General features: G+C 59.7%; 24 protein-coding genes and 1 tRNA gene. 2 read left to right on the forward strand and 23 right to left on the reverse strand.

Features of this window, described 5'->3' with window-relative positions; translation table 11 throughout:
• Window positions 1-275: 275 nt before the first annotated feature.
• The 5 genes from rpiA to rnr all read right to left on the reverse strand — a co-directional run bounded on the left by rpiA (window position 276) and on the right by rnr (window position 5,678).
• The gene (rpiA, locus tag ABH944_RS04060; protein WP_404604474.1) at window positions 276-971 is read right to left on the reverse strand and encodes a ribose-5-phosphate isomerase RpiA; all 696 of its coding nucleotides are present in this window, start codon (window positions 969-971) and stop codon (window positions 276-278) included.
• Between the two features lie 88 nt (window positions 972-1,059).
• Window positions 1,060-1,452: a SirB2 family protein gene (locus ABH944_RS04065; protein WP_404604473.1), complete on the reverse strand. Its 393-nt coding sequence runs from the start codon at window positions 1,450-1,452 to the stop codon at window positions 1,060-1,062.
• Window positions 1,453-1,467: 15 nt separating this feature from the next.
• The gene (locus ABH944_RS04070) at window positions 1,468-2,298 is read right to left on the reverse strand and encodes an N-acetylmuramoyl-L-alanine amidase (RefSeq protein WP_404604472.1); all 831 of its coding nucleotides are present in this window, start codon (window positions 2,296-2,298) and stop codon (window positions 1,468-1,470) included.
• A gap of 9 nt (window positions 2,299-2,307) precedes the next feature.
• A complete protein-coding gene (rlmB, locus tag ABH944_RS04075; protein WP_047897710.1) occupies window positions 2,308-3,051 on the reverse strand; it encodes a 23S rRNA (guanosine(2251)-2'-O)-methyltransferase RlmB in 744 nt (247 codons plus the stop codon).
• A 113-nt stretch (window positions 3,052-3,164) separates the two neighbouring features.
• A complete protein-coding gene (gene rnr, locus ABH944_RS04080) occupies window positions 3,165-5,678 on the reverse strand; it encodes a ribonuclease R (protein WP_404604471.1) in 2,514 nt (837 codons plus the stop codon).
• Between the two features lie 313 nt (window positions 5,679-5,991).
• Between rnr and ABH944_RS04085 the strand changes: the two genes are divergently transcribed.
• A tRNA-Leu gene (locus ABH944_RS04085) sits at window positions 5,992-6,078 on the forward strand.
• A gap of 223 nt (window positions 6,079-6,301) precedes the next feature.
• Here ABH944_RS04085 and ABH944_RS04090 read toward each other — a convergent pair.
• From ABH944_RS04090 to ABH944_RS04145, 12 genes are all read right to left on the reverse strand, one after another.
• Window positions 6,302-6,610 (reverse strand): H-NS histone family protein, encoded by a 309-nt coding sequence (locus ABH944_RS04090; protein ID WP_404604470.1) that lies wholly within the window; start codon window positions 6,608-6,610, stop codon window positions 6,302-6,304.
• 123 nt (window positions 6,611-6,733) lie between these two features.
• Entirely contained in the window at window positions 6,734-7,906 is a 1,173-nt protein-coding gene (locus ABH944_RS04095; protein WP_404604469.1) for an NAD(P)/FAD-dependent oxidoreductase, read from the reverse strand.
• Between the two features lie 248 nt (window positions 7,907-8,154).
• Window positions 8,155-8,661 carry an NAD(P)-binding domain-containing protein gene (locus ABH944_RS04100; protein WP_404604468.1) on the reverse strand — a complete coding sequence of 169 codons (507 nt, stop codon included), beginning with the start codon at window positions 8,659-8,661 and terminating at the stop codon, window positions 8,155-8,157.
• Window positions 8,613-8,969, reverse strand: coding sequence for a cupin domain-containing protein (locus ABH944_RS04105; protein WP_404604467.1), 357 nt, complete (start codon window positions 8,967-8,969; stop codon window positions 8,613-8,615). The genes ABH944_RS04100 and ABH944_RS04105 overlap by 49 nt, the downstream gene beginning before the upstream one ends.
• Before the next feature lie 30 nt (window positions 8,970-8,999).
• Window positions 9,000-9,692 carry a substrate-binding periplasmic protein gene (locus ABH944_RS04110; protein ID WP_404604466.1) on the reverse strand — a complete coding sequence of 231 codons (693 nt, stop codon included), beginning with the start codon at window positions 9,690-9,692 and terminating at the stop codon, window positions 9,000-9,002.
• A 216-nt stretch (window positions 9,693-9,908) separates the two neighbouring features.
• Complete coding sequence (locus ABH944_RS04115) at window positions 9,909-10,571, reverse strand: amino acid ABC transporter permease (RefSeq protein WP_404604465.1); 663 nt, start codon at window positions 10,569-10,571, stop codon at window positions 9,909-9,911.
• Entirely contained in the window at window positions 10,568-11,203 is a 636-nt protein-coding gene (locus ABH944_RS04120; protein ID WP_404604464.1) for an amino acid ABC transporter permease, read from the reverse strand. The genes ABH944_RS04115 and ABH944_RS04120 overlap by 4 nt, the downstream gene beginning before the upstream one ends.
• Window positions 11,204-11,208: 5 nt before the next feature.
• On the reverse strand, window positions 11,209-11,931 hold the full coding sequence (locus tag ABH944_RS04125; protein ID WP_404604463.1) for an amino acid ABC transporter ATP-binding protein: 723 nt from the start codon (window positions 11,929-11,931) through the stop codon (window positions 11,209-11,211).
• A gap of 306 nt (window positions 11,932-12,237) precedes the next feature.
• The gene (locus ABH944_RS04130; RefSeq protein ID WP_404604462.1) at window positions 12,238-12,756 is read right to left on the reverse strand and encodes a MarR family winged helix-turn-helix transcriptional regulator; all 519 of its coding nucleotides are present in this window, start codon (window positions 12,754-12,756) and stop codon (window positions 12,238-12,240) included.
• An 81-nt stretch (window positions 12,757-12,837) separates the two neighbouring features.
• Window positions 12,838-13,800 carry an ornithine cyclodeaminase family protein gene (locus ABH944_RS04135; protein ID WP_404604461.1) on the reverse strand — a complete coding sequence of 321 codons (963 nt, stop codon included), beginning with the start codon at window positions 13,798-13,800 and terminating at the stop codon, window positions 12,838-12,840.
• A 27-nt stretch (window positions 13,801-13,827) separates the two neighbouring features.
• The gene (locus ABH944_RS04140; RefSeq protein WP_404604460.1) at window positions 13,828-15,150 is read right to left on the reverse strand and encodes a M24 family metallopeptidase; all 1,323 of its coding nucleotides are present in this window, start codon (window positions 15,148-15,150) and stop codon (window positions 13,828-13,830) included.
• 300 nt (window positions 15,151-15,450) lie between these two features.
• On the reverse strand, window positions 15,451-17,490 hold the full coding sequence (locus ABH944_RS04145) for an oxidoreductase (RefSeq protein WP_404604459.1): 2,040 nt from the start codon (window positions 17,488-17,490) through the stop codon (window positions 15,451-15,453).
• A 272-nt stretch (window positions 17,491-17,762) separates the two neighbouring features.
• Here ABH944_RS04145 and ABH944_RS04150 point away from each other — a divergent pair, with 272 nt between their 5' ends.
• Window positions 17,763-18,389 (forward strand): TetR/AcrR family transcriptional regulator, encoded by a 627-nt coding sequence (locus ABH944_RS04150; protein WP_404604458.1) that lies wholly within the window; start codon window positions 17,763-17,765, stop codon window positions 18,387-18,389.
• A gap of 212 nt (window positions 18,390-18,601) precedes the next feature.
• On the opposite strand, the gene ABH944_RS04155 is transcribed toward ABH944_RS04150, so the two are convergent.
• The 6 genes from ABH944_RS04155 to ABH944_RS04180 all read right to left on the reverse strand — a co-directional run bounded on the left by ABH944_RS04155 (window position 18,602) and on the right by ABH944_RS04180 (window position 24,250).
• The gene (locus ABH944_RS04155) at window positions 18,602-19,684 is read right to left on the reverse strand and encodes a porin (protein ID WP_404604457.1); all 1,083 of its coding nucleotides are present in this window, start codon (window positions 19,682-19,684) and stop codon (window positions 18,602-18,604) included.
• Window positions 19,685-19,759: 75 nt separating this feature from the next.
• Window positions 19,760-20,539 carry an amino acid ABC transporter ATP-binding protein gene (locus ABH944_RS04160; protein WP_404604456.1) on the reverse strand — a complete coding sequence of 260 codons (780 nt, stop codon included), beginning with the start codon at window positions 20,537-20,539 and terminating at the stop codon, window positions 19,760-19,762.
• Window positions 20,536-21,204: an amino acid ABC transporter permease gene (locus ABH944_RS04165; protein WP_404604455.1), complete on the reverse strand. Its 669-nt coding sequence runs from the start codon at window positions 21,202-21,204 to the stop codon at window positions 20,536-20,538. The genes ABH944_RS04160 and ABH944_RS04165 overlap by 4 nt, the downstream gene beginning before the upstream one ends.
• A 12-nt stretch (window positions 21,205-21,216) precedes the next feature.
• Window positions 21,217-22,065, reverse strand: a complete 849-nt coding sequence (locus ABH944_RS04170) for a transporter substrate-binding domain-containing protein (protein WP_404604454.1) — start codon at window positions 22,063-22,065, stop codon at window positions 21,217-21,219.
• 35 nt (window positions 22,066-22,100) lie between these two features.
• Entirely contained in the window at window positions 22,101-22,859 is a 759-nt protein-coding gene (locus ABH944_RS04175; protein WP_404604453.1) for an aspartate/glutamate racemase family protein, read from the reverse strand.
• Window positions 22,860-22,978: 119 nt separating this feature from the next.
• Window positions 22,979-24,250: an NAD(P)/FAD-dependent oxidoreductase gene (locus ABH944_RS04180; RefSeq protein ID WP_404604452.1), complete on the reverse strand. Its 1,272-nt coding sequence runs from the start codon at window positions 24,248-24,250 to the stop codon at window positions 22,979-22,981.
• Window positions 24,251-24,261: the final 11 nt, after the last annotated feature.

Raw genomic sequence — 24,261 nt, forward strand, 5'->3', positions numbered from 1 at the left:
TATACAAGCTATTACGCTTTCTAACGCAGACAGAATGTTCGCGGTCGCGCTATCGGGTGGGCTTAGAGCGCGTGCTCTAGGGACTGGCCTATTTTGACTGCCTGGCTGTTCTTCTCGATCAGCGATATCTTAGTAAATGCGTACTGTATTGAAACAATCTATTCTGGGCATCTTTGCCTCAAGCCGCAATCAGGCCGGGCTTTTTCGCCGCATCGAATGAAAAAAACGCGGCCGGCTGAAAGCCTCCGCGCATTTTTCAGTGCTTACCGCAGGCGTTAGCGCTGCGCGTAATCGATCCGTTCCACGCCACCCGGCGTTCCAAGCAGGCATACATTTGCGCCGCGCACCGCGAACAATCCCACCGTCACCACGCCCGGCCACCCATTGAGTTGCGCTTCGAGCGCAAGCGGATCGGTGATCTTCAGCGTCTTCACGTCGATGATCTCATTGCCGTTGTCAGTAATAAACGGCGAGCCGTCCTGCTTCACCCGTAGCACCGGAACACCGCCCAATGCCGTGATGCGCCGGCCGATAGCCGTGCGTGCCATCGGCACGACTTCAATGGGCAAGGGAAACGTCCCAAGCACCTCGACGCGCTTGCTTGCGTCCGCGATGCAGACAAACACGTCCGCCACAGAAGCCACGATCTTCTCGCGCGTGAGCGCCCCGCCGCCGCCTTTGATCATCGCACCGTGCGGATCGATTTCGTCGGCGCCATCCACATACACAGGCAGGGACTCGATCTCGTTCAACTCCAGAACCTTGAAACCATGGGCTTCGAGTCGAGCGGTAGTAGCAAGCGAGCTGGATACCGCCCCGCGATACCGCGACTTCGTACTGGCGATGGCGTCGATGAAACAGTTTGCCGTCGTGCCCGTGCCGACGCCGATCACCGCGCCTTCCGGTACGTTGGCGTGGACATAAGCGGCCGCTTCGGCGGCAACCAGTTGCTTCAGTTCGTCTTGGGTCATGGCGAGGTTGACAGCGTAAAAATGGGAAACGTCAATTCTAGCTGAGCGCGGCAAAGGCGGTGCTAGCGGCAGCGGCCACGCCGTCCGTTCAGACGTGCATGAAAAACCCGAGCGGATTATGGGTGCGGGCCACCGACGCAATAAACGCGAACACGATGATTGCCAGCAGACCGGACACCGCTCGCGCGCTCTTGGTGCGACCGCGTTTGAGCGCAAGCGTACCCAGTACGATATACACGATCAGCCCGGCAATCTTCGCCGACAGCCAAGCCGCATTCGGTCCAAAACCGATGATTCCCACCAGCCCGATTGCGCTCAGCAGCAGCAACGTATCCACAATATGCGGCAGGATTTTTACCGCACGTTTTTGCAGCAGCGGCGATTCACGCAGCATCCAGATATAGCGAATGACAAAGCCCAGGATGCTGAGGGCCACGCAGGTCATGTGCACGGAGCGCAGCGGCAGATAAAGATCGGACATGGGCGCGAAGTGCCTTTAAGGGAAGTATTTATCGAGCAATGCGGCTGCGATCGCATCTGTCTGAGCGTCAGGGTTGCCCGCGTAATCAGCGGGGCGAAAGTGCATCTGGAACGCGGCGATCACGTGGCGCGTCTTGTCGTCGAGCACACCGTCGGTTGCGACGTCATAGCCGTATCGCTGGAGTTTTTGCTGCAAGGCGGCCACGTCGACCAGCGACTTGGGGTCGCGTCCGGCGAGATGCTGAGCCACCGCGGCGTCATCCGGCCACGCGCCAATACCGTTGTCGTAGAGCGTGCGCCAGGGGAATGCGGGACCCGGATCGGTCTTGCGTTGCGGCGCGATATCGCTATGACCCACCACGCGCGTGGGCGGAATCTTGTAGCGCGTGACAATGTCCTTCGCAAGCTTCACGAGCGCATCGACCTGCGCCGGCGGATACGGTTGCCAGGTGCGTCCTTGCGGTGTATCAATGGGACCCACGTTGACGTTTTCAATACCGATTGACGCAGCGTTCAACTCCGTCGTTCCCTGCCACTCGCTTGGTCCTGCGTGCCACGCCCGCTCTGACTCCGGTACAAGTTGATAGACCACCGGCTCGCCGTTCCTGACAGGTGGATTATCCGGCACGACGTAGTGCACGCTGACGTCGTCCCCAGTCAGGACTGCGAGCGATTGCGCTTCGTCGCCTCGCGTGTAATGCATCACGAGAAAACGCACCCGTGAGTCGGCGCTAACCGCGTGATAGCGCGTGTCGGCAATATACGCGCCGCGATTGATCTCAGTGCTGGAGCACGCTGCAAGCAGCGCACAGCACAGACCGCAAATGACGGCTGAGCCGAATCGCATGGGGTGCGCTTACTTCTTCACCGACCGTTGCCGCACGGCTTCGAACAGGCAGATCCCGCTCGCCACCGACACATTCAGACTCTCGACGCTGCCCGCCATCGGGATCTTCATGATCTCGTCGCAGGTCTCGCCGGTGAGGCGTCGCATGCCCTCGCCTTCCGCACCGACAACGATCGCCACCGGACCATCGAGCTTCGTCTCATAGACGCTCGCGGTCGCTTCGCCCGCCGTGCCGATCACCCATACGCCTGCATCTTTCAATTCGCGCAATGCACGCGCCAGATTCGTCACCGTGATGTACGGCACGGTCTCGGCCGCGCCGCTCGCGACCTTCGCGGCGGTTGCGTTCAGCCCGGCCGAACGATCGCGCGGGGCGATCACCGCGTGCGCGCCGGCGGCATCGGCTACACGCAGACACGCGCCGAGGTTATGCGGATCGGTCACGCCGTCCAGCACCAGCAGCAGCGGTGTTCCGCTCACGCCGTCGAGCAGTTCCGCCAGGTTCTGCGCGAGCGGCATGTCGGTCGCACGCGCGACCACGCCTTGATGGCCGACGTTGCCCGACAGGCCCCACAAGCGCGCTTCGTCGGCGGCGATCAGGCGGATGCCCGCTTCCTTCGCCGTACGCAGGAAATCCGTCATGCGCCGGTCCTTGCGGGTCGGATCGTAGAGAATTTCTTCGATCGTCGATGCGTCGGCGCGAACCCGTGCGGTCACCGCGTGAAAACCATACAAAACTTTGAGACGTGACATGACTGGACCAGACCGTATTCAAACAAAACAAAATGGAAACGCGGCCCGGTGCATGATGCATCGGGCCGCGCATTTCAAACTGGGGCGCGTCGCCTTCGTGGCTACCGCGCGCCTCAGCGCTTCTTTCGTGGCGGGTGACTCTTGGCGGCCACCTTCGGGGCCACACCGCGTTTCTTCGCCACTGCTACGTCCTTGGCGATAGTCGGCGGCAAGGCAGCCGCGGCTGCCTTGCCTGCAGCCTGAGCTGCCGCCTTCTTGCCGCCGCGGTCGCGCCGCCGGCTATTCACGCTGCTGCCTTCGTCCGACGGGAACGGCCGCACACGCGGTCCCGCACCCGTACCAACGCCATTCATGGACGAGTGCTCGACGGCCGGCGCCGAGGTCCGTCCTGGTGGCTTGACGGGGGTATCGCGGACCAGCCGGAAGTCGATCTTGCGTGAATCCAGATCGACACGGCTGACCTGCACGCGCACCCGGTCCGACATCCGGTAGCGAATGCCCGTGCGTTCGCCGCGCAGTTCGTTCTTGATCTCGTCGTACTGGAAATAATCGGCGCCGAGCTCGGTGATATGCACCAGCCCTTCGATAAACAACGAATCCAGTTGCACGAAGATGCCGAACGTCGTCACGCCGTTCACCATGCCGCCGTATTCCTCGCCAAGCTTGTCGCGCATGAAATAGCACTTGAGCCAGGCTTCCACGTCGCGCGACGCTTCGTCGGCACGGCGTTCATTCGACGAACAATGCAGTCCGAGCTCTTCCCAGATCGCAACGTTGTTGCGCTGCCGGCTGCGGGATTCGTCGTCCGATTTCTGCATCGCCCGCGCGGCCTTCGTCAGGCCCGTGCTGAGCGTGATGTCGTGACCCACCTCGGGCTGATACTTCTTGCCCTGCAGGATGGCGTAGATCGCGCGATGGGTGAGCAAGTCAGGGTAACGGCGAATCGGGCTCGTAAAGTGCGCATACGCTTCATACGCGAGACCGAAGTGACCAATGTTGTCCGGGCTGTAGACGGCTTGCTGCATGGAGCGCAGCACCATGCTCTGCAACATCTGTGCGTCCGGCCGGTCGCGAACCATGGCCATGAGCGCGGCATAGTCGCTTGCATGTGGCTTCTCGCCGCCACCCAGCGACAACCCCACGCCACGCAGGAACGCCCGGAGGTTTTCGAGCTTTTCGGGTGTTGGCCCGGCGTGCACGCGATACAGTCCCGGATGCTTGTGGCGCTTCAGGAAGTCAGCGGCGCACACGTTCGCGGCCAACATGCATTCCTCGATCAACCTATGCGCGTCATTGCGATGGCGCGGCACGATCTGCTCGATCTTGCCCTGCGCATTGCAGACGATGTATGTCTCGGTCGTATCGAAGTCGATTGCGCCACGCTTCTGGCGCGCCGCGTGCAGCGACTTGTACACACCGTACAGATTCTGCAATTGCGGCAGCAAGTCCGCGCGCTTCGCGGCTTCCGGTCCCTTCGTGTTGGTCAGGACCGACGCCACTTCCGTATACGTCAGGCGGGCCGCCGAATGCATCACCGCCGGATAGAACTGGTACGCCTTGATCTCGCCGCGCGCTGTGATCACCATGTCGCAGACGAGCACGCAACGATCCACTTGCGGATTCAGCGAACACAGCCCGTTCGACAACTTCTCGGGCAGCATGGGAATCACGCGGCGCGGGAAATACACCGACGTGCTGCGATCGAGCGCATCGACGTCCAGCGCCTCGTTCGGGCGCACATAGTGCGAGACGTCGGCAATGGCGACCAGCAAACGGAAGCCCGTACCGCGGCCGACCGTCATGGGTTCGCAATACACGGCGTCGTCGAAGTCGCGGGCATCTTCGCCGTCGATGGTGACGAGCGGCACATCACGCAAATCCACACGATGCCGGATATCGGCAGGGCGAACCTCGTCCGGCAGCTTCGAAGCCTGTTCGAGCGCCCGGTCGCTGAATTCGTGCGGCACGCCGTATTTGCGCACCGCGATCTCAATTTCCATGCCCGGATCGTCAATGTCGCCGATCACTTCCGCCACGCGTCCGAGCGGCTGCGAATGGCGGCTCGGGAAGTCGGTGAGATCCACCGAGACCACCTGCCCCACTTTCGCCTTCTTCGGATTCTGCGTGATCAGGATGTCGTGGCCGATGCGCTTGTCTTCGGGCACGAGGATCAGCGCGCCGTTCTCGCTGATCAGCCGGCCGATGATGCGTTTATTCGCGCGATCCGTGACTTCCACGATATGGCCTTCAGGCCGCCCGCGGCGGTCATACCCGACAATGCGCGCGAGCACCCGGTCGTTATGCATGACCTTCTGCATTTCGCCGTTGGGCAGGAACAGGTCGTCCTGGCCGTCGTCGCGAATCAGGAAGCCGAAGCCGTCGCGATGGCCTTGAACGCGGCCGGCAACGAAGTTCGAGGGATGCGTGAGTTGGTAATAGCCGCGTTTGTCGAGACGGACCTGACCGTCACGCTCCATGGCTCCCAATCGCTTGAAAAATCCTTCGCGCTCCTGGCGCTTGATCGACAGAGCTTCGGCGATGTCATTCGCGGCGAGCGGAGCTTCGCTCGTGCGCAACACACCGAGAATTTCTTCGCGGCTCGGAATCGGATACGGATATTTGTTCAAGGGCTTATCGATGATCTCTTCTCGTCTAACTGAATGTCGCGGTTAATGGGGGATTACCCGTCGGCAATCCCATCCCGGCTCTACTTTCCAGCCCGCTCGGGCCGGATCGGCGCGTTGCCGGGACATTGCACTTAACGTTGTTCCGGTTCGTTCACGAATAGTTTGCGGGTCATTCTAACACCCGCCAACCGGGCCACATCGGCGCAAAAGCCATATGGGCAATGGCTCGGAGCCCCATTTCAGTTTCGGTCCCAAAATGCTTGACAGCGCGATACACCCGGCTATAATTGCGTTCTTTGCTGCACACGCACCTGCCCAGGTGGCGGAATTGGTAGACGCACTAGGTTCAGGTCCTAGCGGTGGCAACACCGTGGAGGTTCGAGTCCTCTCTTGGGCACCAAGATTCAAGTTTGAAGAAGTCCGGAAAACCCCGTCAATCCTTGTGATTACGGGGTTTTTTGTTTTTTCGCGTTCCGGCCTGCCCGGGTATTGGGGCGAAAGGCGCGCCCGAAGACGTCACGCGGTGCAGCTTGTACGAGTGTTTTGCATCGCCAGCTGGGCCGAAGGGCGTTGCTCTCTCGAGCCCGCAGGATCTTTCCCTGGAAAGGCCTCCCTGACAGACCTCACTGATTGCGAAACAAAGACGGCTGGATCAGGAAATCGTCGCGGTTTTTGTCCGCGATCCATTGGGGAGCCCGTCCCCGCCCACTCCACGTCGCCCCGGTGGCCGGATCACGGTATTTTGCATTCGGGACCGGCGGGACGAGACGGGCATGCGCCCGGGTGCCTATCAGCTCCTGCAGGGAGATTTTATATTCCCTCATTTTCGCGACGATCTCGCGCAGCGCGCGATCTGCTTCCTGCTGACGTGCTTGCTCCAATTCCTGTTGAAGCGCTTCGCGCCGCGCCAGCAGTTCCTTCAAACCAGGCATTACCGTTTCCATATTTTCCGAAATCAATTGGGTCCAGTGATCGCAGCCAAGGGCCGCCTGACCGACGAATATTAACCGCTATATCGGGACTTGATAACAGCGGCCAAGGAGGCGAGGCTCGCGCTAGACAACGTTCTTTTCCACGATCGGACGGCCCTCGATCACGCGCTCCCAGCTCAGCGACGACAGGTCGAGCGAAGTGTACTTCCCTGAGAGGATCAACTCGCTTACCCCACGTCCGGTCGCGGGTCCCTGCTGAAGCCCATGACCGCTGAAGCCATTCGCGAACACGCAATTCTCGACGTCCGGGTGATAGCCAATAATAGCGTTCTGGTCGAGCACGTTGTACTCGTAATAGCCCGACCAGCAGTTTTCGACGCGCAGAGCTTCGAATTCCGGAACCCGGTGAGCAAGCGTCGGCCAGATGACTTCGTCGAAGATGGCGTGATCGACTTCGTCCAGCGGCAAGTCGTCCGGATCATTGTCCGCGCCCGGCGACGTGCCGCAGAGATACGTCTTCCCCTCGGGGCGAAAGTAGACCCCGGTCGGGTCGATCAGCAAGGGAGCGTGTTCCAGCCGCGCAGGTGACGACACATTGAAGATGCTCCGGCGCCGCGCGAAAACAGGAATGCCGATCCCCATCATTTCCGATATCTTGCGCGCCCACGCACCCGCGGCATTGACCACCGTGTCGCATGCATAGCGCTCGCCATTACTCGCAACGGCGTGCGTAACGCGTCTGCCGTCCCGCATCAGCCCGGTCACCTCCGCCGCGACGTACCGCGCGCCCAGCGACTGCGCCTTCTTGCGAAGCGCCTGCACGAGACCATAGCCGTCGAACCACCCTTCCCCGCTTTCACCAAACGCGCCGGAGGCGAGATCCTCAACGTTCAGCCAGGGAAACTTCGTGTGCAGCGCGTCCTGGCCCATGAGCGTGATGTCGGCACCAAGCTTCCTTTGCAACGCGTGGTTTTCCCGCAGCGTGGCGTCGCCGGCCTGGGTGGCGAGGAAAAGATAACCGCCTTCGTGCAATTCGATCGCCGGCTTGAAACCGTCGACCTCAAGGATGTCGCCGATACCGCGAAGAAACTCGATACCGTACAACGACATTTGAATGGAAAGCGGCGTGGAGAACTGCTGCCGGATCGAGGCAGCCGAAAGCGCCGACGATGACTTCGCGTAGCTGGGGTCGCGCTCGATCACGGTCACTTCGACCGTCGGGTCTGAAGCACGCAGAAAATAGGCGATCGAACTACCGATTACCCCGCCACCCACTATAACGACCTTAGAACTCACGACTCACTCCAGATTATTGGTAGCTGGACGGCTCGCGTTCGCAAGCACGTTCCCTAAGCCATCTTTTACACCAACCAGGCCCCATGCTGATCAATGCCATGGCGCTCAACACGTCACGCGCCGTGCGTCAGGTTCAAGACCATGCCGCTCGAGTTCGCTAGCGAGTACATCGGCAAGATCATATATCCACGTCGACGCACACAGGGATACCATCGCCGCGTTGAACGCGCCTTCGTTCGGCAACGCAATCACATCCCCGTGCAAGAGAGCAACGGCATGAGCCCCGGCGCGGGCGGATAAAGCGGTAGGGGGCCCGGTGCAGTTTCAATGTAACTGCCCGGCATGATGAGATGGATGCCGCCCACACCGGGCAACAACGCGCGAAGATCGTCGATGCGAATACCGGCCATGGCGGAAAGGATCGTGTGACGACGCTCCCAACGCAGGTTCGCCAACGCGGCCTCTGCATACTCCGGCCTTACGTTCAGGAGAATCAGGTCAGCGTCAGCCAGCACCGCTTGTGCGGACCTAGCCACCATGCAGCCGTGCTTGCGCGCCAATGTGCCGGCGACATCGGCGTTTCGGGGTGCGAGCAGGACCTTGCCGTCATAGCCCCCACGGCGAAGGCCGCCAATGAAAGACAAAGCGAACTGACCGGTTCCGATTACGCCGAGATTGGTCATGGATGCGCGCGCCATTTGCATGGTCACGGCGACACCGTCGTCGTATTCCGGTAGATCAGCAAAAGAACGCATCCGTGTTCCGACGCCGCTGTATGAAGCGTTCCCGGCGAACGCACGCAGTACTGCCCGCGCAGGTAAGTGCGCTCTTCGTCCGAGAAATCGCCCTCGAGGACGTAGATCTCCTCAAGTGAATCGTGGCTGTGCGAGCCCGTACTTGCACCAGGCTCGACTCTCATCAAGGCAGTCGATTCGCCGTTGGACGGATTCTGGAACAACGTCACGAGATCGAATCCTGGAGTATCCGACGGCTGCCATTGAAGGGCTGTCGCATCGAGAAAATGCGAGCCCTTCACATCTGGACCCAATGCTGAACTGATCATTACTTCTCCTCGATGCTAGATGAACATTCGTTACTGGACCAGTCGCGGTTGCCCGACGTCGGCGGCCGAAGGCTCCAGACCGTGGGCCTTCAGGATCCGCGCGATGTCACCCGACTTGTGCAGATCCGCGATGTCCGCACTCAAAGCGTCGCCAAGCGCCTGATTCGATTTCGTGTAAGGAAAGGCGGTCTGACCGGGCTGCACTGACGCCGGAACTCGAGGGTCCGGCTTCACTGCCATGATCTTGATCGACGTATAACCGCCCTTTTTCTGGTCGTATTGCGCGACGGCGTAGCTGTCCGTACCCACGTCAATCCGGCCGGCCGCCAGATCCTGAGCCATGGCAACCGGATTTGGATAAAGCGTCAACGAGCTGCCGAGTACTTTCTGGAGATCACCCGTCCAGAGGTAACCCTGAACCGATCCGACCCGCTTCCCCTGCAAACCGGCGATCGTGTCAATACCGTCCTTGGAGATGACACCCATCTGATCGAGATACATCGGCCCGCTTAAGCCCAGGACCTTCGCGCGGTCAGCGGTCCTGTACCAGTCCCCCATCCCTATGTCCGCCTTCCCGGACACGACCGACTGGATTACTGCCGCCGGATCCACCGTGCTGATCGAGAGCTTCAGGCATTCTTTCGCGGCAATCAGCTTGACGATATCGCCATCCACACCACCAATGTCGGTGCTACCCGCCGGGATCGAATAGGGAGGAAACACCCACGCTGCAACCGATAAGGTACCCGAAGTAATAGTCGGGAACGTATGAGCGGGTTTGCATTGATCCGCAAAAGCAGAATAGGTGATACAGGATAAAAGGAGGCCTGCGCACAGCCTCCCCAAGAATTTCGCGGACGTTTTCATGGCATTTTCCTATCGTGGCTTCAGTGGGGGATATTCACAGTCAGCTAAGCAGCAAACATGGAGCGGATCGATCTATCGAACGGCATGACGTCCCAATCTTCGTTCCAGTACGGAGACAAACAGCGTTGCCGGGACGCAGATGGCAGCAAACAGCAAACCGGCGAGAATCAGCACCGGCATATATTCAAAGGTCGTGGACCCGATATTTGACGCCCGGCTGACCAGTTCGGGAAGTGCGATCGTGAAACAGAGAGATGTCGCCTGAAGCATCATGATCGAAAATCCAAGCAGCGCGGGCAGCGCAACTCTTAAGCCTTGAGGAATAACGACGAAGCGCAAGGCGTCAACGCCATTGAGTCCGATCACCAGGGCAGCCTCCTTTTGTCCATACGGGACGGCCTCGAACCCTGCCCGGATGATCTCGCTCGTATACGCGCCGGTGCAGCACGCCAGCGCAACCACCGCCGACGCAAACGATGACAGCGTAAGACCCGCCGTCGGCAAGCCGAAATAAACGAACTGGAGCAGGATCAGGGCAGGCGCCCCTCTTCCGATTTCCACGAACGTCAACGCAGTGATCCGGATAGCCTTCGACTTCGCCGGCACCGCAAGCGCGAGCACGAGCCCTAGCGGAATGCCTATCGCGAGGCTCAACGCCGTGACTTCGAGCGAAAGGCCGTACCCGTCGATGAGTTCCGGAAGCCAGCCCTTCCAGAGGTTAAGAAGCTCCATCATCTCGACACCCTCGAACGCAATTGAAGGTCGGTCCAGCGCGACAGCCACGCGATCGGCAAACTCAGGAGTATGTAAAGAAGCGCAGCAGCAGCGTAGACACTCAGCCCTCGAAACGTCTGTTGAGAAACGTGATACGACTGGTACGCAAGGTCGCTTACACCGATGGTCGAAGCAACGGCCGAGTCCTTGAGCAAGCCAATAAGATAGGTAGCGCCGGACGGCAATGCGATCCTCGTCAACTGCGGCAGGATCACGTCGCGAAACTGCTGGCTCTTCGTCAGGTTCAGCACCTTCGCTGCTTCGAACTGCCCCGGATGAATAGCGGTGAGCGCACCTCGATAGATCTCGGACATATTGGCGGCGGTCACCACGCCCAGACCCACCACGGCCGCGGTAAACGGGCTCATGGCAATGAGACCGTTGCCAATGCCGAAGAACACGAAGAAAAGCCAGACAATGGGTGGAATCGACCGGCATGACACGACGATCGACGTCGACGTGAGCCGTAGCACGCCATTAGTCGACAGGCGCATGGCGCAAAGCGGCAACCCGAGCGCCGCACCCACAATGAACGACGCCAGCGTGAGCGCGATTGTCCACGGGACACCCTTCAGGATTGCTGAGAGATCCATGAGCATTACCGGTCCCTCACGGCGCTAAGGAACTTGGCGGCGCGTTCGGTCTTCGGTGCGCGCATGATCTCGGCGCTGGGTCCCTCCTCAAGGATGTGACCCTCCGCCATCAGGATCACGCGGTCCGAAACGTTCTCTGCGAAATGCATCTCGTGGGTGACGACGATCATCGTCATGCCCGATACAGCGAGTTCCTTCATGACCGCCAGCACCTCCAGGCCCAGTTCCGGATCGAGTGCGGAAGTCGGCTCGTCGAACAACATGATCTCCGGTTCGAGGGCGAGCGCACGGGCGATCGCGATCCGTTGCTGCTGGCCCCCGGAACAGCGGGCGGGATACTGATTTGCTTTGTCCGCAAGGCCAACGCGCGCCAGGAGATCCATCGACTTGGCGTCGGCTTCCTTCCTGGTGCGTCCCATGGTGCGCTCCTGCGCAAGACTGACGTTGCGCAATACGGAGAGGTGGGGAAACAGATTGAAGGACTGGAAAACCATGCCGATCTTCCGGCGCAATGCGACGAGATCGCGCCGGGCGGGCGGGTTTCCTGCGTCGATGGTTACGCCTCCGATTGTCACCCTGCCTTCGTTGGGCGGTTCGAGTTGATTGATGCACCGAAGCAACGTGCTTTTCCCGGAACCACTGGGGCCAATGATTGCGATGACCTCTCCAACCTGCATCTGGAAAGTGATGTTCTCGAGTACCCGGTGCGTGCCGTATGTCTTGCTCACCGACTCAACGCAAAGTATCGGGCCACAAGCAAGCCCTGCGCGCTGCGATGCTGCCGGTTCAGACTCTAGAAAGGAGGAAGCGATACTATTCATGGAACTCACTCCGTGAACTTCTTGTAAAGCCGGTCTCGGTCGCTTGGCGAACACCTGCGCTTGCCGGGGTCACTTCGCACCACCACTCGTTTAGTTGATTTGACTAAGCCAAAAAGTGGACTTCAAGTGATGCTTTCGCATCATGTAGTACGGAAACCGAATCAACTTACTCTGGTCCCATACAACTTGTGCGCCGCCGACAGCGCAATCTTTTCACCATTCATGGCGAAACTGCATCAACTTGTTCAGTACCTGATCGAGAAGCGCGCGTTCTGCCGAACTCAATCCGCTCAGCATGGCGGATTGCCGGTCAATCGCAATGGGAAGCACCCGGTCATAGAGCTTCCGCCCGCTTTCGTTCAGGATGAGCGAACTCTCCCGCCGGTCAAGCGGGTTGATCTTGCGGCGAATCATCTTCCTTTCGCTTAGTCGTGTTACTGCACGGCTGATGCTGTTTTTCGGACGACCTGTCACTTCGCAAATTGTCTTGGCGGCCATCGGACCATAGGAACTCAGACAACTCAGCACGTTGAACTCGTCACGGCCGACATCGAAGTCACGGCTCATCACTGAAAAGCACGGCTCGGTGTAGTAGTTCGACCAGAGCGTGAAGCGCCATGCGTCGCTGATCGGTCCGTTGGTGACGACCGAAGCGAACACGTCCTGCGCGTTCACGGTACTGTCAGACGCCTTCGTTTCTGTTATCTGCACATCCTCAACTGTACTAACCATATCTGTTTATCCTCACATTCGACAATCACGAAAAGTCTAAACAGACTACATCCGGAACGACGGCAGGCGACGCTTGCCGCTTCAACAGCACGGAGTCTCGGTCAGCCATTCCGCCACCATCAGATCCAGATGCCCGCCGCCGCCGTTTTTGAACAGCGTAATTTCCTGCGGGTTGCGTCGCCCGGAAACCTCTTTTCTGCACAGGTCAAACAGGTCTCCCCGAATGTCCGATATGTCGAGGGTTCCGTTCTTTAACGGTTGAAAGATGTCGCCGCAATGCTCAGCCGTCAGTCCCCGGTGGTCTACAAAAACACTCGATCGAAGAATCGCGGCGTCGTTTGTCTCGCGCATCTCCGGCGTGTAGCCGCCGACAAGATCGACATGGCAACCTTGCTTCAGCCACTTCCCGTCGAGTAGGGGCATGGGCGACGACGTCACGCACACTACGATGTCCGCGTCCGCAACACTCGCCTCAAGATCATTCGACACATGAAAATTGACGGGCAGAAAATGCTCGGCTACCAACTGCTCCGCCCTACTGCGATTCCGGTTCCACACATCAATCCGTTCGATGGTCGGGCAAACCGCGTGCAGGTAGGTCAGATGAGTCCTGACCTGGGCACCGGCGCCGAGCACAACCAGTTTCGTCGGCATGGACGGGGCGAGATAGCGCGCCGCAAGCGCTGAATCGGCCGCAGTCTTGCATCGGGTAAAGCTTTCTCCCACTATAAAAGACCTGAAACGCCCATCCAGCCGGTCGACCAGTGCAAACGAGGAATGAATCGTGGGTGCGGGCGTGTTCAACTGCCCGTTGTCCGGAGAGATCGAAACGATTTTCGTGCCCATTGATCCATCCACCCGCCCGCCCGCCCAGATGAGCAACCCGGCGCTGGGTCGGTCGTCTCTCGGGATCGACGCATGAAGCCGGCCTACCGTTTCGTAGTTCTCCAGGTGCTTCTTTTCCATTGCATCGATCAGCGCAATAGGAGAAACGCGTGCCAGCACCGAGTCGGAATCAATCACGCGAGGAAGGACTTCGGTCATCACGCATCGCCTGTGGAATGGCATCTGTTACGGGTACCGACGACCCGGCAACGGACTCTGGGAAAGAACGGTCGCACCGTTCGCGGTGATCAGGACCTGCTCTTCAAGCTTGACACCCTCCTTACCGCCCTGCTCGCCGATATAGCTCTCCACTGACACGACCATGTTTTCCTGGAACGTGCCGTCGTACCCCCAGGCATCGAAGTCGACGGCATAGGCGACGCTCGGATATTCATCCACCAGCCCGACACCGTGAAGCATCATCATGTATCGGTTATGCACATAACGCTCGGGAACCGGCCAGCATTGTTCGGCAAACTCGCGGAATGAAAGCCCCGCGCGAAGCAGACCTACGTTGTGCATGACCTGGTCTTCCGCGAAGCCGAGAAGATTCCCCTGACTTGCGGAGATCGTTCGACCCGGACAAACAAAACTTCGGGAGATATCGGACAGGTAGCCGCCCGGCCCGACCATGTCGGTATCGAAGCAAACCATGTCTCCCGCTTCGATCACCCTGTTCGTCGCGTCCTGGAACCAGGGGTTCGTGCGCGGGCCTGAATTCAGCAGCCGGCTTTCCGCCCACTCGCCTCCATGCGCGATGTTTGTCTCGTGCAGGATGCTCCATAACTGGTTCTCGGTCACACCGGGACGAAGCGACTCGACCATGCGCGATATGCCTAGATCGCACACTCCCATAGACACCTCGTGCTGCGCAATTTCCTCCGGTGATTTGATCAACCGCGCCTGTTCGGTGAGCGGCTGCGCGTCGAACAATTCAATGCCATGCGCCTTCAGGCGCTCCGCGCCCCAAGGGTCGCAACGATCAACCGCAAGCCGGCGATTACCCGCGCCGTAGGTGGAAACCAGGTCGGCAATTTCCCGGGCCCACAACGCGGCCTTTTCTTCAACCCTGGGGCCTGCGAGAAAATACAGCCACGGAGTGGCCGGACGTATCTCGTCAATGGTCTCAATGCCTTCACTGTTGTGGCGGCTGCTGACGAAGTCAAACAGGACAACCGGTCCATCCGTCGCGATGTATACGTAACGGCTCGGGGAATGCATGACCCAGAGCCCCAGATTGTTCGTGTCGGTGGCATAGCGAATGTTCAGCGGATCGGCCAGCAGCATCCCGCCGTAGTCATGCGAGCGCAGTTGCGCACGAATTCTCTCGAGACGATAAGCGCGCAGGGAACGGCGGTCGATGCGCTCATATCTTTCAATCAACGACCGGTCGACAGGCGCTATCTGGTGATCCCTGACCGCCGAATCCTCTCGATACGCACGGCCCTCGCGAGGACGTTGCACGGTCAGTCCGGAAAGGCGCGAGTCGCAATCCATGGTTACGTCCATCCACTTTCGAAGGTCCACAGCGCGTTGGAATTCGTCGAACGGTTCGAGACGTGCAAAGGGACCACCGTCCCTTGCGACCTGCTATCCGGCTACCGTCAATTTCAGATTAGTCCCACGTGGAACCATCTGTCAAGGTATCAAAAACGCCGATTCTGCGCGAAATTGATGATCGATTTTTGAAGCATCCGCCTAATAAACGGACCTGCCATGAGGCTTGCGCGTGGCTCTGTCACAATCATAATAATTAGCTATCCAAATTACATGGAATAGCCATTTTGGCTTTGCCCGCGGAAGCTGCCCTTACAGGTCCTTGACCAGACGAAGTGCGTCGTAGATCGCTGCGTGCGTGTTGCGTGCCGACACCGCGTCACCGATACGAAAAAGCTGGAACGCGCCTTCCGGGTTGGACTTGCGTGACTGCTTCGTCCCATCGATAAGATCGCCGTAGTCGATCGCACCAAGGTTGCTCGACATCGGCTTGAGTTCAAAGTACAGATCGTCCATCGGAATGGTTCCGTGGTTCACCACAACCTGGTCATGACGCTGCTCGTTGCGGATACCGCCGTAATCGCTGCCTACGACTGCGACAAACCCGTCATCGTCGCGATGCACCGAAACGAGCCGATAGGTCACGGTGAACTTGACGTCCAGCTTCTGAAGCGATCGCATATACGGCACGAGGTTCATGCTCATGACTTCGGGCGAAAACGAGCGGTCCGGCGTCATGATCTCGACCCTCCCCCCGGCTTGCGCAATCACTTCGGCAGCCTGCAACGCGGCGTGGTCGCCTGCGTCGTCGAAGATCAGCACGTTCGAACCCGGCTTGACGTCGCCGGAAATGATGTCCCAGGTTGACACAACCCATTCGTTTCCTTCGCGCAAGACGTCAGTGCGGGGCATTCCCCCCGTCGCGACAATCACCACGTCCGGGTTTTCAGCTTGAACTGTTTCCGGCTCGGCCCACGTGTTGAACTTGAACTTCACGCCAAGCCGTTCACATTGGGACATCCGCCAGTCGATGATGCCAATCATCTCCTTGCGCCGCACGTTTTGCGCGGTCAGGCGGATCTGGCCGCCGGGGTGGTTCGTGGCCTCGAGCACCACGACCTCATGACCTCGCTCACCCGCCACGCGGGCCGCCTCCAACCCTGCGGGCCCTGCCCCGACGATCACCACCTTGCGCCTGGACGGTGCCCGCTTTATGTCGTGCGGCATCGTGATTTCGCGACCTGTGGCGGCGTTGTGAATACAGTAGGCCGCGCCACCTTGATAGATGCGGTCGAGACAATAGTTCGCTCCAACGCACGGTCGAATATCGTCTTCCCGGCGCTCGATGATCTTGCGAACAATGTGCGGGTCCGTCATGTGCGCGCGCGTCATGCCGACCATGTCGATCTTGCCTGACTCGATTGCGTGCCGCGCCGTTGGCACGTCCTGGATTCGCGCAGCGTGAAACGTGGGGAACTCGGTCGCCTTGCGAATCTCTCCCGCGAAGTCCAGATGCGGAGCGCTTTTCATGCCTTGGATCGGGATGATGTCGGTCAAGCCTGCATCGGTTTCCAGGTGGCCGCGAATCACGTTGAGGAAATCGACAAGGCCGCTTTCTTTCAACTTCTTCGAAATATGCAGACCGTCCTTTTTCGTGAGGCCGCCTTCGATAATCTCATCGGCGGTGTATCGGATACCCAGCAGGAAGTCCGGACCCACCCGCTTGCGCATAGCTGTCAGGACGTCGAACGTGAACTTCATCCGGTTGTCCAGCGAACCGCCGTAGGGTGCATCGAGCGTGTTTGTGAGTGGCGACCAGAACTGGTCCATCAGGTGTCCATAGGCTTCCAGCTCAAGCCCGTCGAGACCAGCCGCCTTCATTCGCTCTGCGGCGTCCGCATAGTCCTTGATGATGCGCTCGATATCCCAATCCTCGAGCTTCTTTGGAAACGCGCGGTGTGCAGGCTCCCGATTGTGCGAGGGGGACACCGCCGGCAGCCAGTCGCCCTTGTCCCAGCGCGTGCGACGCCCCAGGTGCGTCAACTGGATCATCACCGCCGCGCCGTGCTCGTGGCATTCGTCCGCGAGATCCTTCATCCAGTGCACGACCTCGTCCTTGTAAGCGAGAACGTTGTTGAACACCGGCGGGCTGTCCTTCGATACCGCCGCCGATCCAGCCGTCATGGTGAGCGCGATGCCCGCTTTGGCGCGCTCGACGTGATACGCGCGGTACTGCTCCTTCGGCATGCCGTCCTCCGCATACGCCGGCTCGTGCGACGTAGTCATGATGCGGTTGCGGAACGTCAGATGTTTGATGGTGTAAGGCTGAAGGAGCGGGTCGCTTGACGACATGACGTGGCCTTTGACGATGGTTTGGGAGGATGCGATCAAGATTATTCACTCTGTACACCCGTGTCAAGTATCTCGACTACAATGAACATCAGGATGCGAGGTTGACCATTGCCGCGGGGTTGCGCGGCGGGGTAAAAGACGAAGCAAGGAGAAAATAAAGGGCGAAAGCGCTTTGACCGACGCCGATGCACACGCCAAAATGTCGTCGCTTTCGTGATGGGCCGTCGCGTTGCGGGCTCGCGATCACGACTGTTTTAAGGAATTGTTTACCTATGGATCTACCGACTACGGATGCCGGACGAGGGTCGCCCGAGGCGTGGCTCGAGGTCGCTTACGAAAGCCTGCGCGATGCCGGCGTCGATTCCGTGCGGATCCTTCCGTTGGCCAAGAAGCTGAATCTGTCGCGCACCAGTTTCTACTGGTTTTTCAAGGACCGCGAGGAGCTATTGGCTGGGTTGCTGGAGCGCTGGCGCGCCAAGAACACCGGCAACTGGGTCAGGCAGACCGAGGCCTATGCCGAAACAATCTGCGAAGCGGTTCTGAATGTGTTTGATTGCTGGCTCGATGACCGGATCTTCGACTCGCGGTTTGAAGCGGCCATCCGGAGCTGGGCGCTGCAGTCGCCCGAGATTGCCGGCGAGATCCAGGTGGCCGATCAACTGCGCATCGCTGCGCTCACGCAATTATTCGAGCGTTATGACTACGAGCCGATCTCCGCCGATGTACGCGCCCGGGCCATCTACCTCACGCAGATGGGCTACATCTCGATGAAAAGCGAAGAGGCGCTATCTGTCCGCATGATGCGTATTGCCGAGTACGTCGAGGTCTTTACCGGACGCCGGCCGGAAGAGCGTGAGCTCGACCGGTTTTTCACCCGGCATCACTACCGTGCTGATTGATCCTCACTGAGTGGGCCGTGCAGAGGCGCACGGTCCTGCATGCTACGCGTACTGCTTGAAGTCTCTCTTGTTCTTCGCGTGCCCGGCCATCAGCCCCGTCGATGACGGGGATATAGTCCTCGCCAACTTGTCTTGCTTCAAAATACGAATCTGCGCCGGGCACAGTCACTCCCTTGATTGAGAAACTCCAACAGACCGCGGGATCCCGGTGATCAGAACCGAAGCCGCATGCCGACATGAACATTCACCTGCCGGTCGGTAGTCGAGGCAGTAAGCTGACCGATCTGCGCCTGGGTAGCACCATCTCCCGCCGTGCTGTAGAGCACCCATGCATACACATCGGTCCGTTTGGACAGCAGATAGTCGCCGACCAGGTTGAACTGCCGGTACTTGGGATGCCCGCCTGTCGTGCCGATGGTCGCGCTTGTCAAATCCGCGGCGGCTGTCAGGCGAATATCGGTCCTTAGCCAATAGTCCCCCTGGATAATGTAGGTATTGAACTGGGCGTTGCTTCCGTTGATTGAATCGGTCAGGACAGAGCGCGTCATGCCCGCATGAGCCACAAAATTGCCGAGCTTGTACGACGCACCCACTCCCGCGATATTCAAGTCACGCGCGCTTGGCAGATATGCGCCGTAGATCAGGATGCTGGAGGCGCCAGTCCCGTCGTACCATGTCTGATAAGGATTACGAACCGATGTATAAGCAGCTCCTGCAGACAACGGGCCGGACGAGTAGCCTGCCCCTACGCCGACCACGCTGTTGGTCGAGAATTGCCCCGCCACACCGCCAAAGGCATAAAGCGTTGAAAACGAAAACCCGCCGTAGTTGTTGCTCGCGAACTTGACCGAGTTGCTGGTCTGATAGTCATTGCCGGTGTTGTCGAGGTCGTACACCGGCGACGATCCTCGACCACTGGCGAGGATCGGGCCAAGGTAATCGACCACCGGATCGTATTGACGTCCGAGCGTCACGGTGCCATAGGGGCTGGCAATACCCACGTACGAGGACCGGCCGAACATGCGTCCGTTCTGGGCCAGTTTTCCGCTCGTGACATCGAAACCATTCTCAAGCCGGAAGATTGCGCTGTATCCGCCGCCGAGGACTTCGGTTCCCTTGAAACCCCAGCGAGAGCCATCCCATGCACCGCTGCGCATCTTGAAGGTCGAAGCACCACCGGCGTTGTTGATGTATGAGATGCCTTCATCGATCTCACCGTACAGGGTCACGGAACTCTGCGCCATGCAATAACTCGAGCAAAGCCCGATGGCAATGCCCAGGCTGATGGTCTTCAATTTGTTATCCTAAATTGTTTATTGAAAATGACGGAGCAATTCGAATGACGACGCGAACCGGGTTGGCCCGCCCGGTCAGCGCTTGTTGAATCGATCCAGAAACATTCCGATACGGCTGTCTTTCGCTGCGTCGAAGATATCGGCAGGCGGGCCGCTCAATGCAATCGTTCCGCCGTCCATGAAGCACACCTGGTCCGCTATCTCCCGTGCAAATGCCATTTCATGCGTGACGAGGATCATGGTCATGCCGTCGTTCGCGAGGTCCTCCATGACCTGAAGGACTTCTCCAACCAATTCGGGGTCGAGCGCGGATGTAGCTTCATCGAAGAGCATGGCCTTGGGCTGCATCGCGAGCGCCCGGGCAATCGCGACACGCTGACGCTGCCCGCCCGAAAGTCTCGCGGGATATTGCGCCGCCTTGTCGGCGAGACCCACCTTGGCGAGCAACGCTTCGCCAAGATCGCGGGCCTCCTGACGCGGCATGCGCCTGACGCGGATCGGGCCCTCCACCACATTGCCAAGCACGGTCATGTGCGGATACAAATTGAAATGCTGGAACACCATGCCAATATCACGGCGCAATCGCGCCGCCGGACGCGCAGCGACGCGTCCGGGACGGCCGACCGAGGGCCGGAAGTCGAAACTGTGCTCGCCTACGGTCAGGTTGCCGGCGTCCGGTACCTCGAGCAGGTTCAGGCACCGCAGAAGCGTCGATTTTCCGGAGCCGCTCGGGCCTATGAGCGCAACCACCTGTCCTTTCGACACCTCGATTGATACATCGCGCAACACCGCGTTCGCGCCGAAACTTTTATCGATATGACGCGCCTGGATCATCGCGCTGGTCTGGCCGCTCATGCTTTGTGGGCTCCGAGTCTGCGTTCGACATACTCCGCGAAGGTCGTCACCGGGAACAGAACGATGAAGTAAAGAACCGCGACCGCGGTATAGACCTCGAGCGGCCGATAAGTCGCCGCCGTCACCACACTGCCCTGATACACCAGGTCAGCCACGGCAATGGTCGATATGAGCGACGTGTTCTTCAACTGCGTCACGGTCTGGTTGATGAAAGAAGGAATCATCACGCGTACAGCCTGCGGCAGGATGATGCGATGAAACACCATGACCGGCATCATGCCCGTCGCGCGCCCAGCTTCCCATTGCCCCTTGTCGACGGCGGCGATCCCGCCACGAAAGATCTCGGCATAAAAGGCCCCGGTGTAGAGCGTCAGCGTGAGGAAAGAGGCCATGCCGGGCGTCATCGTGGCACCTGTCAACACGGGTAGCGCGTAGTACATCCAGACCAGTTGGACCAGCAACGGCGTGCAGCGGAATACCTCCACGTACAGACGGAACGGCGCGGCAATTAGGCGGTTGCCGAATGTGCGCGCGCAGCCTGCCGCCAGGCCCATGACAAGTCCGGCCGCGACCGTTCCCACCGTATAGAGAAGCGTGGTGATCAGTCCCCGAAGGAACAACACCTTGTAGGCGAGGACGGTCGCGAAGTCCCAGGTGTAGTGCATGCCAGAGTCCGCTTAGAAGTGAACCTGCGGCGGAATATCGCCCGGTTTGATCCCTGCTTGTGCGAGCGCGTCGAGCATCCACTGGCGCATCGTGCCGAGAGACCGGTTGTAGTCGGCCCATACGCTCAGGAAATCGCGCCAGCGGCCGTCAGCTTCTATCCTCACGCCCATGTTGGCGGGCATCGTCAGCTCGGGCTTCGGGATCGACAAGCTACCCAGTTCCGGGTTCTTCTTGAGCGCGTTGATGGCCAGTACAGTCAGTACAACGACATAGTCGGCGCGGCCCGACATGATGGCGAGCAACGCCTGATCGCGTACTTTGAAACCCGTAATGGTCGCCTTGGGAAGATATCGGCGTGCAATGATTTCGTGCGAGGTGCCCAGGTCGACCGCTACACGTGCACTGGGTTTGTTGATGTCTTCCCAGCTATTCACCGGCGGCAACCCCTTGCGGCCGATCACCGTGAACGAATGAACCAGGATGGGTGTCGTGAAATCAATAGCAAGTGCGCGGGCCGGCGTCGGATTCAGCGCGAAAGCAATATCGACCTTGCCGCTCTGCAGGTCGAGCACCGAATTTGCATACGTGGACTCGACCTCGACCACCTTGGCGCCGAAGTTCGACGCAATGTCGTTCGACATGGCAATGCATGCGCCCGACCACGCATTGGATACGATGTCCTTGTGAAAATACGGCTCCTCGCCGGTGAGGGCCGCAACGCGCAACTCCTTCGTCTGCTTGATGCGGTCAAGCGTAGAGGCCGCGTTGCCTTGGGCGCGTGCGGAAGGCATTGTCGCCGCCACCGCAGCCAGACCCGCGCTGGCCACCAACGAGCGCTGCAGTGCTTCACGTCTTTTCATTTCTTGTCCTGGAGAGTGGTTGCGTGTCGTTTTACCTAGAAGCTGTGGGGTGCGAGTCCGAGCTGAAACCAGTGCACGAGACTGTAGATATCGAAAACGGGGAGGCCTGTCGCGCGTCGTACGCTTGCCGTATAGGGGCACATGTTCGTGCATTCGAGAACAATGGCGCCCACGTCCGGGTGCGCTTCTTTCAGGGCCAGCGCAGCGTTGACAACGTCGCGCTCGGCGGCGGCGCGATCCAGCCGGAGTTCGTTGCCCAGGATGACGCGAGAAAATTCGAGTCCGTTGTCGGTTCCGACAATCGGGGTATCGGCAGGAGCGCCGGCCGCTTCGAGATGCCGCGCCGTGAGCGTGCCTGCCGAAATAGTGACCACGCCCACGCGTTTGCCCGGCGGCAGCGTCCGCGCCACCTGGGCAATCTGCAACAGCGATGACGTCAGTACTGGAACCGGCACCGCTTCCTGGAGCTCTTTCTGGAACAACGCAAGAAAGCCGCAATTGGTCGTGATGCCATCCGCCCCAATATCGACCAGCTCGCGAGAAGCGTCGATAAAAAGCGGCAGCGTGCCCTCCGCGCCGCGACGCACGACCAGTTCCGGCGAAGCTCCGCGCACCACTTTGTAGAGCACCGGGAATGGCCAGGTCCCGGCGTTCCCCATGTCGCCAGGGATGCGCGGAAACCGCGCGTCCAGCATCAGGATGCCGAGCGATGCGCCATATACCGACTTGCCGCCATGAAATACACCGTCCGGATCGGACGATCGAGGCGCCCGACTGTCATCTGAAAAAAGCATCGACGTCCTCCAGCGAATTGAGAAAATGCCGTCATCGAGTCATTTGGATACATTCAATGTATCCAAATACGTATACTTTTTGATCAAATTACCACTGTCAAGCGCTTGTTTATCGATGGCTAACGGAAACGTCCGATAGAAAACGGCTCCAGGTCGATCCCGGAGGACTGGCCTGCGAGAATCCGCGCGACGACCCTGCCGGTGGACGCCGCCGCCGTCAGTCCAACGTGCCCGTGCCCGAACGCGTAGATCGCGTTGCTGAATCGCGCCGACGGACCGATGACAGGCAATGAATCGGGCGTACTCGGCCTGAAGCCGAGCCAGCGTGGCAAGGCGCCCTCGCCCGCGCGTGCGATATCGTCGGCAATGGCCGGATACATCTGTTTAAGCTGACGTTCGAGAAGGCGCGTTCTCGACCAGTCTGGAGGCGCGTTGAGCCCCGCCAGTTCGACGGTGCCGGCACATCGGACGCGACCGTCCATTGGCGTGGCGAACATCTTGCCTTCGTACCAGAGCGTGGGGACACGCGGACGTGCCTGCGCACCCGGTACTTCAATGTGATATCCGCGCTCCGTGTCCAATAGCACCCGGTCGCCCAACTCGCGAACAATCGATACAGACCATGCGCCGAGCGCAACGATCACGGCGCTCGCCGGCTGGACACCCGCGTTCGTGATAACGCCCGTGACACGCGTGCCGTCGGTTTGAACGCCGCGAATGTCAGCCTTCACGAAGCGCGCGCCACGCGAGACGGCCGCGTGCGCCAGTTGCTTCGTGAACTGCCCGGGATCGCTGACATGCCCGGTCTCCCCGATCCGTCGCGCCCGGATAAAGCCGGGGGCAAGGTCGGGCTCCATGTCGTGCAATTGCGCCTTTGTGATTTCATCGATCACTACGCCGTTTTGCGCGCGCAAACGCATGGCTTTGTCGTCGGATGCGTGGCCTGCGTCCGTGGTGTAGGCAATCAGGTGGCCGCGCTCGTGCACGAAGCGTTCCGCTCGCGCATCACGCACGAGCGGCGCGTAATCGGCCAGACTCGATTCCATCAATGCTCGCAACGCCCGCGCTTGTGCGTCGACCTTCGCCGGATCGCTCGATGCAATGAAACGAAGCAACCACGGCATCAGCCTCGGCAGATACTGCCAGCGCACAACGAGCGGACCGTCGGGGTTCAGCAACCAGCGCGGCACGTTTTTCAGAACACCGGGCATGGCCACGGGCACGATCGACGACCCGTTGATACACCCGGCGTTGCCGAACGATGTGGCCTCACCCGGCTCCTGCCGATCGATCACAACGACATCGTAGCCTTCGCGCTGCAGCCACGAGGCCGCGCAAACGCCGACAATCCCCGCTCCCAGCACAACCACAGGTGACGCGTTTCCTGACATATGATTAGTTA

The sequence above is a fragment of the Caballeronia udeis genome (assembly GCF_044909315.1).
Taxonomy (GTDB): Bacteria; Pseudomonadota; Gammaproteobacteria; order Burkholderiales; family Burkholderiaceae; genus Caballeronia; species Caballeronia udeis_A.